This is a genomic window from Shewanella sp. Isolate13, assembly GCF_022398325.1.
Classification (GTDB): Bacteria; Pseudomonadota; Gammaproteobacteria; order Enterobacterales; family Shewanellaceae; genus Shewanella.
Map to the genome: position 1 here is coordinate 1 of NZ_JAKEVD010000062.1, position 10,712 is coordinate 10,712.

The 10,712-nt window shown below is 46.2% G+C and carries 12 protein-coding genes; 6 read left to right on the plus strand and 6 right to left on the minus strand.

Annotated elements, in window-relative coordinates; all coding sequences use genetic code 11:
• The 4 genes from L1D44_RS21335 to xthA form a co-directional block, all read left to right on the plus strand.
• Nucleotides 1-240, plus strand: a 240-nt coding sequence (locus L1D44_RS21335) for an integrase core domain-containing protein (RefSeq protein ID WP_239893126.1), incomplete at its 5' end; no start/stop codon positions are given.
• Nucleotides 241-485: 245 nt separating this feature from the next.
• The gene (locus L1D44_RS21340) at nt 486-1,031 is read left to right on the plus strand and encodes a septation protein A (protein WP_239893211.1); all 546 of its coding nucleotides are present in this window, start codon (nt 486-488) and stop codon (nt 1,029-1,031) included.
• Nucleotides 1,031-1,330, plus strand: a complete 300-nt coding sequence (locus L1D44_RS21345) for a YciI family protein (RefSeq protein WP_202721400.1) — start codon at nt 1,031-1,033, stop codon at nt 1,328-1,330. Before L1D44_RS21340 ends, L1D44_RS21345 begins: the two co-directional genes overlap by 1 nt.
• An 18-nt stretch (nt 1,331-1,348) precedes the next feature.
• Entirely contained in the window at nt 1,349-2,155 is an 807-nt protein-coding gene (gene xthA / locus L1D44_RS21350; protein ID WP_239893212.1) for an exodeoxyribonuclease III, read from the plus strand.
• A gap of 197 nt (nt 2,156-2,352) precedes the next feature.
• On the opposite strand, the gene L1D44_RS21355 is transcribed toward xthA, so the two are convergent.
• The 3 genes from L1D44_RS21355 to L1D44_RS21365 all read right to left on the minus strand — a co-directional run bounded on the left by L1D44_RS21355 (nt 2,353) and on the right by L1D44_RS21365 (nt 5,564).
• Nucleotides 2,353-3,801 carry a methyl-accepting chemotaxis protein gene (locus L1D44_RS21355; RefSeq protein ID WP_239893213.1) on the minus strand — a complete coding sequence of 483 codons (1,449 nt, stop codon included), beginning with the start codon at nt 3,799-3,801 and terminating at the stop codon, nt 2,353-2,355.
• 124 nt (nt 3,802-3,925) lie between these two features.
• Nucleotides 3,926-4,414, minus strand: coding sequence for a DUF1097 domain-containing protein (locus L1D44_RS21360; RefSeq protein ID WP_239893214.1), 489 nt, complete (start codon nt 4,412-4,414; stop codon nt 3,926-3,928).
• Nucleotides 4,415-4,919: 505 nt separating this feature from the next.
• Nucleotides 4,920-5,564, minus strand: coding sequence for an MBL fold metallo-hydrolase (locus L1D44_RS21365; RefSeq protein WP_220770032.1), 645 nt, complete (start codon nt 5,562-5,564; stop codon nt 4,920-4,922).
• A 293-nt stretch (nt 5,565-5,857) separates the two neighbouring features.
• Between L1D44_RS21365 and L1D44_RS21370 the strand changes: the two genes are divergently transcribed.
• Nucleotides 5,858-7,159, plus strand: coding sequence for an alpha/beta fold hydrolase (locus L1D44_RS21370; RefSeq protein ID WP_239893215.1), 1,302 nt, complete (start codon nt 5,858-5,860; stop codon nt 7,157-7,159).
• Between the two features lie 225 nt (nt 7,160-7,384).
• A complete protein-coding gene (locus L1D44_RS21375; RefSeq protein ID WP_239893216.1) occupies nt 7,385-7,579 on the plus strand; it encodes a DUF4250 domain-containing protein in 195 nt (64 codons plus the stop codon).
• Nucleotides 7,580-7,601: 22 nt separating this feature from the next.
• Here the strand turns inward: L1D44_RS21375 and galK are convergent, their stop codons facing one another.
• The 3 genes from galK to L1D44_RS21390 form a co-directional block, all read right to left on the minus strand.
• Entirely contained in the window at nt 7,602-8,771 is a 1,170-nt protein-coding gene (gene galK, locus L1D44_RS21380; RefSeq protein ID WP_239893217.1) for a galactokinase, read from the minus strand.
• A complete protein-coding gene (locus tag L1D44_RS21385; RefSeq protein WP_239893218.1) occupies nt 8,771-9,838 on the minus strand; it encodes a UDP-glucose--hexose-1-phosphate uridylyltransferase in 1,068 nt (355 codons plus the stop codon). Before L1D44_RS21385 ends, galK begins: the two co-directional genes overlap by 1 nt.
• A gap of 198 nt (nt 9,839-10,036) precedes the next feature.
• Nucleotides 10,037-10,570, minus strand: a complete 534-nt coding sequence (locus tag L1D44_RS21390; protein WP_239893219.1) for a lactoylglutathione lyase family protein — start codon at nt 10,568-10,570, stop codon at nt 10,037-10,039.
• Nucleotides 10,571-10,712 lie beyond the last annotated feature (142 nt).

Sequence of the window (10,712 nt, forward strand, 5' to 3'; positions counted from 1 at the left end):
GTAGATATCACTTCGGACGATTTGGATAACCAGCTCTCTGAGTGGCAACATTATTACAACTGGGAGCGACCTCATAGTGCCCACAAAGGCAAAACGCCGATGGAAAAATACTTCGATATAGCAAATGAAACGCCATTCTCTGATGAAGTCATGAGTAACTATGATATTAAAAACGAAAGGGTTCAGGACGCAAATTATAAGCTAGATTTAGAGATCGCCAGGTTGAAACTATGTCTATGAATCACACAAATAAACATCTCCTTAATGTCATTGCTATCAAGCGCCCTGTAAAGCCTTCTATTCAGGGCGGCTCTATTCTCGCTTTGAGCAAAAGATAAGCACAGTTGCATCTTTACATTAACAAAAAACCACAGCTCATAACCCCGTCATCGATTCAAGTCACAGTCATCGGCTTTCACTTTTTCCCCGCAAGCTTGCATGCTACACTCTGGCCCACTTTTTTGATTTAAAACTGATGCTACCCTATGAAACAGTTGCTCGACTTTTTACCTCTTATTATCTTTTTTGCTGTCTATAAGTTTTTCGATATTTACATTGCCAGCGGTGCATTAATCGCTGCAACCGCACTGCAACTTGTCATCAGTTACATGCTGTATAAAAAGCTTGAAAAAATGCACCTTATTACGTTTGTGATGGTAACGGTATTTGGCTCATTAACCCTAATCTTACACGACGACTCTTTCATTAAATGGAAAGTCACCATCGTCTACGCCCTATTTGCTATCGCCCTCGGTGTTAGTCAGATGATGAACAAGCCGCTGCTAAAAAGCATGCTTGGCAAAGAGCTTATCGTCGAAGATAAAGTCTGGGCACGCGTCACTTGGTATTGGGTCAGCTTTTTCGTTGTCTGTGGCCTAGTAAATATCTATGTCGCATTTGGTTTATCCCAAGAAACTTGGGTTAATTTTAAAGTATTTGGCTTAACCGCACTGACGCTTGTCAATACCGTGTTAACCGTGGTTTACCTGTTTAAAAACATGTCTGAAGAAGATCGTAAGGAGCTTAAATAATGTGGTACATGATTTCATCGCAAGATATTGAAAATAGCTTAGAGAAACGTCTATCCGTTCGTGCAGATCACCTAGCCCGCCTGCAGCTTCTTGCTGACGAAGGCCGCCTATTGATTGCAGGCCCGCATCCTGCTATCGACAGTGAGAACCCGGGTGAAGCAGGCTTTACCGGCTCTTTAGTGGTTGCGGACTTCCCATCACTTGAAGATGCTCAGTGCTGGGCCGACGCAGACCCGTATATCGCCGCTGGCGTGTATGAGAGTGTCATCGTTAAACCTTATAAGTTAGTATTGCCGTAAATTTTAAAGGATCGAAAAGTGAAAATTGTTTCATTTAATATCAATGGATTGCGAGCGAGACTGCACCAACTTCAAGCCTTGATCGATAGCCATCAGCCAGACATTATCGGCCTGCAAGAGACTAAGGTTCATGATGAAGCCTTCCCCATGGCTGATGTTGAAGCTATGGGCTATAAGGTACATTACCATGGTGGCAAGGCCCATTACGGCGTCGCTATGCTATCAAAAGCAGAGCCTATCAAGGTACAAAAAGGCTTCCCAACCGATGAAGAAGACGCTCAACGCCGTATGATCATGGGCAGCTTCATACAGGATAATGGCCGCACACTAACGGTACTGAATGGTTACTTCCCTCAGGGTGATAACATCAACCATGAAACTAAGTACCCAGCTAAGCGCAAGTTCTACAAAGACTTAATGCTATACCTAAACGAGTATCACAGTAGTGACGAAGATATCGCGATTATTGGCGACATCAACATCTCTCCTGTAGACCTTGATATCGGTATTGGCGAGCCTAACGCTAAACGCTGGCTTAAAACCGGTAAGTGTAGCTTCCAACCAGAAGAGCGTGAATGGTTAAAGACGCTGATGGATTGGGGCTTAGTCGACACCTTCCGCGAACTTCATCCTGAACGTAGTGAGCGCTATTCTTGGTTTGACTATCGCAGCAAAGGCTTTGTCGATAACCGCGGTCTGCGCATCGATGTAGTCTTGGCAACCAAATCTCTGGCTCAACGCCTAACCGAGTCAGATGTAGATTATGATCTACGTGGTATCGAAAAACCGTCAGATCACGCACCGATTTGGAGCACATTCAGTTAACTAGATCACGCGTCCCTTTATATATCTGGAGCACGTTTAGCTAACTAAACCACGCCTCATATATACAGGAACACATTTAGCTACTTAATAGCTTGCTTATCTATTAACCATAAAAAAATGCCAGCTATTGCTGGCATTTTTATTATCGACTTAACTCGAAAATCAACCTGTAGCTTAAGCTGAAGTTCGGTGTAAAGTTAGCTGACCTTGTACTGAGCCAAGATCTGCTCTAAACCTTGAGAGGAACCTGCTAAGTTAGCCGCTAAGCTCACCGAGTTCTGCGCGGTATCCTTGATGGTTTCGGCCTGAATTCGGATATCATTCAACTGAGTGGCAATTTCACGTGAAGCGACACTCTGCTCCTCAGATGATGCTGCGATTTGTGAACTCATATCGAATACGATACTGATGGACTGTGCCATGCTAGCAACGTCTTGGCCTACCGACTCTATCGCTACCCGCCCTTTTTCAGCCTCAGACACGATATCATTCGTAATATTAGACAGTTTTCCAGTGCCCGTTTGTAGCCCCTCGATCATCGATTGGATCTCAACCGTCGCCTGTTGGGTACGGCTAGCAAGCGTTCTCACTTCATCGGCAACAACCGCAAAGCCTCTGCCCTGCTCTCCGGCTCTCGCAGCCTCGATGGCCGCGTTAAGTGCTAACAGATTAGTCTGCTCGGAAATACTATTAATCGTAGTCACCACGGCACCGATATCCGTTGCAGCATGGGACAGGTCTTCAACCGACACCGAAGCTTCAGAAATTTTTCCCGTCAGCACACCGATTCGCTCTATCGCTTCACCGATTAACTCCTGGCTATTCGCCGCCTGAGTCGCATTCTGTTGGGTTTGTTCTGACGTGTTCGCCGCGCTATGTGAAACTTCTTCCACTGCCGCAGTCATCTGCGACATGGCTACCGCAACCGTATCCAAAAATTGATGCTGGTTATCCGTGAGTTCTTCGCTGCGCCCCGCTTGCTGAGTAAACTCATCAGCCGCTTCGTTAAGGGTTTGCGCATTGTGCGAAATGGCCTGCACCATCTCACTCATGTTATCGGCGCTACGGTCAATCTCACGAGCGATTAGGCTGAAATCATCTTTACCAAAGAAGTTAAGTCTTTGGCTCAAATCACCGTCGGCTAAACGTTTAATGGCCATGTACATGTCCCACAGCCCACCACCAAGCGAGGTCGACACCCAATAACTGAGTAGGAACAGAGGTAATAACCCGATAAAGGCTAGCAGCAACATCTTATTGGCATCAGCGAGTGCGCCTTGCTCCCAACTTGCCACATCGACTTGAGTGGCTAGCGCCTTATCACCAACTTGAGCGCTCACTGTGACAACATCATTGTGCCGTTCAGTCACAAGGCTATGGGTCACTCTCAGTCCTGCCTGTTGAGCAAACTCGACAAGCTCTGTTCCTGTCAGCGCTTGAGCGTTCGCGATAGCGGCATAGGCATCAACACTCGATTGCGCGCGACTTAGAGAGGAAGATTCGATTAAGGACTTGCTACTGTTGTAATTGAACATGGCGATAGCAGCGGTGATCAGTGTCACCATGGTACAAATCACCCAAAACTTACCGTTCAAGCTCAGTTTGATTAGTACGGCATCGATTTTACGAAAACTAATCTGTTTCATTATGATCTTTCCTTGGCTTAAGCCTTACGCATACCGCTCATATCGTGCCAAGAGAAGCACTAGATTGAGGGCATGGGTAACTATTTTTATAATTTTTAATAATAACCCAGAGCAGCAGTAGCAACTAAGATTCTTTTATCTCAGCAACCGAGGTACCCTGCATTCTTTGAGTCAAGTTGATAAGCTGGCCCGTTAGTAAGCTCATGCTATAACCTAGCACGGCACCAAGTAACAGCGGCGGAATAATCGCTGGAATATCAGCGCCCATAGCAAAGGTAATACAACAACCGATAAAGGCGCCTGGTATGAAGGCCAACTTTTGGTAGCTAGCTTGTAAGCACATGGCTGCTGTCGCAATCCCGGTAAAGGTGTACCCCATCAAAGGTGACACGAAGAAGCTGCTACCGGATATGATCAGCCAACCCCAGAATACGCCTGACAGATTCGTTGTCATGGCCATCAGCATGCCCTTTATACCCGAGTGGGTTTGAGCAAAGAAAGTGCTACAGCTTAGAAAACCTATCCAAGTCACAAGATGAAGCGCATCGGCAACACCAGCCCATACAGCTGCAAGTAATCCTGCCGAAATAGCAATCTGCCAACGATTTTCCATAGCCTACCTCTTTACGTTTAATCCGCTCGAAGTGAGCCAATTAGTATCAGGTGAGCTAAATTACCTTTTTTATATGTAAAAAAACACGATCCAGCCCCAATTATCCGCCTCAATTGTCGATAAACCGCACAAAAACGCCAATTTTGTAGTAAAAAAACTGATTAATTGCTAACTAGAAGTAACCTAGCAGAAGGATATAAAATATATTTTAGTGGTGGAAGTGTCCTGCTGAGGTAGCTATTTCAGGGATAGAAGTCTACGACTTCACTTAATACATAGCTGTTAATCCGCAGTGCCAAGCCCCATAAGATAGGTATTCAGGTAGGTACTGAAATAAGTCACAAGGATAAGTCACGCCTTAACTGCCATGTGTCCTCTATCGTGACATACTCAAAAAGCTAAACAGCACTGCACTTACTATCTTAATCGCTGTCATTAAACGCAATAGTTAAACGCGGTGCTGCAAGCCAGATTTTCGGGCGGTTAAGTTCAGCCTGTTTAAAGGCTAACTAAATAACTGATCGGCCACAAATGGGTTCTGTACGCGCTCATCACCAAAGGTCGATAGTGGGCCATGACCCGGGATAAACTGCACATCGTTACCTAATGGCCAAAGCTTTTGGGTGATCGAGTCAATCAAATCTTGATGATTCGAGAGTGGGAAGTCCGTTCTGCCGATAGAGCCTCTAAATAGCACATCACCAACCCAAGCCAACTTAGCCGATTCGGCAAAAAACACCACATGACCAGGTGTATGGCCAGGACAATGTAGTACCTTTAGGACTAGATTGCCCACGCTCACTTCATCGCCCTCTTCGAGGTACTGAGACGGAGTAAAAGCATCACAATGAACAAAACCAAAGTGTTGGCTCTGTTTTGGTAGGCTATCTAGCCAGTAATCATCCGCTTTATGGGGACCCACTATCGGCACATTAAGCTGTTCGGCTAATAATTTAGCCGCGCCGACATGGTCAATATGCCCATGGGTCAGTAATACTTTTTCGATCACTAGGTTATTTTTACTGGCCTGTTCAAGGATCCGCTCGACATTCCCACCAGGATCGACCACGGCCGCCTTCATGGTTTCTTCGCACCAAATTAAACTACAATTTTGCTGAAATGGGGTGACGGGTATTAACTGATACTTCATCGATAATCACCTAAGACTCTATATTGCGCTGTGAATAGCTAAAGATTACGCGAAGTTGACCCTTTCGACTAATAATTATTGGCAATTATTTGCCCCAAAGCTCACAAAACCTGCACTATTTAGGCAACTAAGCAAGCTTGAGCAGTATCAAGTTCTTGCCAATAACATTAACACTGCATTGGTCATATTTTTTGGTATACAATCGGTGCGGTTTGCTTGGCTTGCAGCAAGGACTCCAAGCCCAAATAAATGCTGAAAAATAAAAATCATACTCATCAAAAAAGGCCAACTTAATGACTTATGAATTCTCTGCCCAACAGACTTTTGCAGGCATGGTGAGCCGTAAACATCAATTTCGCTTACCGCTGGATTACCAAGAGCCCGATGGCGAACAGATTACGGTTTTCGCTCGAGAGCTCTCAAGCCCTGAACACCTAGACAAGAAGCTGCCCTTTATCGTTTTTTTCCAAGGCGGGCCTGGATTCGGTGCCATCCGTCCAGCGGCGAGTGGCGGCTGGGTAAAGCGTGCGCTACAAGAATATCGAGTCTTATTGCTCGACCAACGCGGCACAGGGCTTTCTACACCGGTGAACTATGCCAGCTTAGCGCACCTATCTGCCTCTGAGCAGGCTCAGTATTTAACTCACTTTAGGGCCGACAATATCATTCGTGATGCCGAGTCTATTCGTAAGCAACTCACCAAAGATGAGAAGTGGAGCATCCTTGGGCAAAGCTTTGGCGGCTTCTGTGTGCTCAAGTACCTAAACGATGCACCAGAAGGGTTAACCGAGGCCTATATTACCGGCGGTATTCCATCGTTGACTCGCACTGCGGATGAAGTCTATCAAGCAACTTATAAACGTGTACTCGCGAAGAACCACGACTTCTTTAGCCGTTTTAGCGATGCGCGAGAGTTAATTGACTCCCTCGTAACTTACATTCAAGCCAACGAGGTTCGGCTTGCCACTGGTGAGCGTCTAACGGTTGAGATGCTGCAACTGCTCGGGATTAATATCGGAATGGAACAGGGTCCTGAAAGTGTCTATTACCTACTTGAGCAAGCATTAACTGAAACGGCATCAGGGCCCCAAGTTAATCCACTCTTCTTAGCTCATTTCTGCCAGCTTCTGGATTTCAATACCAACCCGATTTTTGCCTTGTTACATGAGTCTATCTATTGTCAGCAAACAGCATCTAACTGGGCAGCCCATCGCGTGAGAGAGCAATACCCAGAATTTAACTACAGCGCCGATAAGCCGTTTCTGTTTACGGGTGAGATGATCTATCCATGGATGTTCGAGCAGTTCAATAACCTAAAACCGTTGCAGCAAGCGGCCCAGAGCCTAGCCCAGAAACAGGACTGGCCAAGCCTGTATCAAGTCGACAAACTTGCTAAAAACCAAGTCCCCGTCGCCACAGCCATATACAGTGAAGATATGTTTGTTGAGATGCAGTACAGCCTAGAAACCGTAGCAAGCGTCGGTAACTTGAAGTATTGGCTAACCTCAGAATATGAGCACAACGGTATTCGTATGGATGGCGAGCATATTCTCGATAGATTAATCACAATTAATCGCGGGGAAAAGCTGCGTTAATTAAGAAACACTTAAGCTTAATAGGACATTATGTAATCTGTTCCTCACCTGTATCACTTTCGCAAGCCTTTTCAAGGCTTGCTTTTTTTTGTGTTAAAATGCCCCCTTCTCTAGATTGGAAAATCCTCGATTTAGCGCACATACTTTGATCATTATCGGTTCGTCATCTAATAAGGTTAGAGCCAAACCGAACATCGAGTACATGCTCAGCTTAAGGGGACTTTTATGAACAGTGACAAACTCGCCACACTACCGGCTGAGATTTTAGTCGGCATCGCCAATGAACACCTACGCTTAAACTGCAAAGATAGGCAGGCGCTATTTTATGATCTTGATATCGAAAGTGATTTACTGGAGCAAAAGTTGGCCGCAAGCGGATTTGAGTATGATCCTAGCTGCAACCAATATAAGCCTCGCTAAAGCGGTTGCAGCATAGCCACTACTAACTAAAAGCCCCCGCTTTTGCCGAGCAGACATATATATCTGCCTTTAATCCCGTCCGTTTAAAGTAATCACGTTCAACCACAACTCTTACGGTCTCAAGCAAACGATGGGGAACTAACGCAATAACGCAGCCGCCAAAGCCCCCACCCGTCATTCTCACGCCACCTCTTGAGCCTATTGCGCTCGATAGGCTGCTAACAAGATAATCTACCTCTGGCGTAGTCACCTCAAAATCATCCCGTAAAGAAGCATGAGAGTCTGCCATCAACTGGCTCATAAGCACAATATCACCCTGATCTAATGCGTCAAATGCGAGCTCGGTTCGCACATTTTCGGTGATCACATGTCTTGCCCGCCTATAGAGCCGCTCCGGTAAATCACTTTTGCCAGCCTCTAGCTGCTGTAGGCTAACGCCCCGTAGTGATGATTGGTTAAAAAACTGGGCAACCTCATTACACTGCTGACGCCGCGCGTTATATTCACTGCCCACCAGCTGTCGCTCAACATTGGAGTTAACGATAACTAGTTGTAAATTAAAAGGAATGTTAGCGTAGCGGTAGCTTAGGTCATTACAGTCGAGCAACATCACCTGCCTATCTTGGCCTAGGGCTGAGATAAGCTGATCCATGATGCCGCAATTACAGCCAACATACACGTTCTCCGCCTGCTGAGCGATAAGCGCCGCGGTAATCCCCTCTAGATGAAAACCAAACAGTTCAGTTATCGCTTTAATAAGCGCTACCTCAAGCGATGCCGAAGAGCTTAATCCCGCGCCTTGAGGGAGCGTGCCACTTATGAGTAAATCACAGCCCTGTATACTGACCTTATCCCTGCTCTGGCTTTCCTGTGATGAAAGGTGGCTGAGCAGCGCCTGAAACACGCCTTTGACATAATGGCCCCAGCTGATCTGCTCATCAAAACTAATGGTATTTAGGCCAAAGCTGAGCATCTCGTCATTGATGTCACTGGCAATCACATGGATCTGATTATCATCACGTTTTCTCGCGGCAATGTAAGTCCCCATATCGATGGCAGCAGGCAGCACAAAACCATTATTATAATCGGTATGATCGCCAATAAGATTGACCCGCCCTGGGGCATAGGTAACGACCTGAGGCTCACGTTTAAAAGCTTGATTAAAAGCCTCGCAGACAGTGTGCTTATCCATTAACTCAGCCCCTGTTGAGATAACTTGTAGTGCGGGCCGTTAGCATCTCGTAGACGCTTTGCCGCTTGCTCGGGAGTGAGATCGCGCTGAGTTTCAGCCAGCATTTCATAGCCCACCATAAACTTCTTAACGCCGGCACTGCGCAGTAAGGGGGGATAAAAATGAGCATGTAAGCGCCACTCGCTGTGCTCTAGAGCGTCAAACGGCGCGCCTTGCCACCCCATTGAGTAGGGAAAGGAGCACTTAAATAGATTGTCATAGCAGGTTGTCAGCTGTTTTAAGATCTCAGCCAATGAGTTTTGCGCTGCTTCACTAAGCTCAGTCATCCGTTTGATTTCAAATCGTGGCAGTAACAAGGTCTCAAATGGCCACCCAGCCCAATAGGGCACGACCACCAGCCAATCATCGTTGTAGACCACGACGCGTTCCTGCCGCTCTAATTCCTTTTCCCCATAATCGCCCAGCAGATTGCCGCCATGTTGCTCGGTATATTCCAGCAGGTTTTGCTGCTTTTTCGCCACTAAACTGGGTAACTGAGTCTGAGCCCAAATTTGCCCATGGGGGTGAGGGTTCGAACACCCCATGGTTGCGCCTTTGTTTTCAAAAATCTGCACCCAGGAATACCGCTCTGCTAACTCTTCGCTCTGGATGCGCCAAGTATGAATCACTTGCTCAATTTCCGCTGTAGACAGCTCTGGTAGCGTCTTGGAGTGATCGGCAGAAAAACAGATCACTCGGCTCTCTCCTCGCTCAGTGCTAAAACGAAACAGCGGGTCGCTATCACTGGCCTCTGGGGTATCGGGGAGCAAGGCCGAGAAATCGTTTTGAAACACAAAGGTCGATTGATAATCTGGATTTATTTCACCATTGGCGCGGGTGTTACCGGCACACAAGAAACAATCCTTATCATAGGATGGTGCAGATAAGGGGGCAGTGACCTCAACCTGCCCAAGCCAAGGTCGCTTAGCACGATGGGGGGCTAGCAGTACCCACTCAGAAGTCAGAGGGTTATATCTGCGATGAGAGTGTTCATTGGGGTCAAACTCTGGGTCGATTTGTTGCGTCATGAGCAAGGTTTTCAAGCCGTAGGATAATACTGGGTATGCTCGTCTAGTTAAGCTTGAGAGTCATTCCTGAAAAGGCGCTTTTGACTCCCATAAAACACTTACTTCCTTATACTCAAACGGTGATAAACATTCTCAGGCATAAAAAATACCAATAACCTCAAATGGCTATTGGTATTATCGATACTCAAAATAGAGCGGTTAGCCGTTATACGCGCCACTTGAATAGTGAAGCTCATAGCTATGGGAGTAGATCTCGAGAATATTCCCAAATGGATCTTCCATGTAGATCATGCGGTATGGCTTCTCTCCTGGGTAATAATAACGCGGCGCCTTCATTCGCTTCTTACCACCTGCTGCGACAATCTTTTCGGCTAACCCTTCCACGTCAGGGTCTTGAACACAAAAGTGAAAGATCCCTGTTTTCCAGTATTCAAAGTTATCTTGTGGGTTCTCTTGGTTCTTAAACTCAAAAAGCTCAACACCAATGCGGTCACCCGTGGAAAGGTGAGCGATACGAAAACGTTCCCACCCCGCACCGAAGACATCCGTGCACATCTCCCCTATCGCACTGTCATCTTCAACAACTTCGGTAGGCTCCATAATCAAATACCAGCCGAGTACTTGGGTATAAAACTCTACGGCAGCCTCGAGATCTGGCACTGAGATCCCAATATGAGAAAAGGTTCTGGGGTAAGGCATTGCCGATTGATGCGCCAAAGTGAACTGTGACATAACTGACCTCTTATTTTGTCGTTGATAATGGACTTCATTTCGATGGCGTTAATATACTCAGCGAGAATTGGAATTAAAAATTATCATTTATTCTCATTTTGATAATTTTTAATTATCATTATTAAGGCGCAGCAGGTGACTG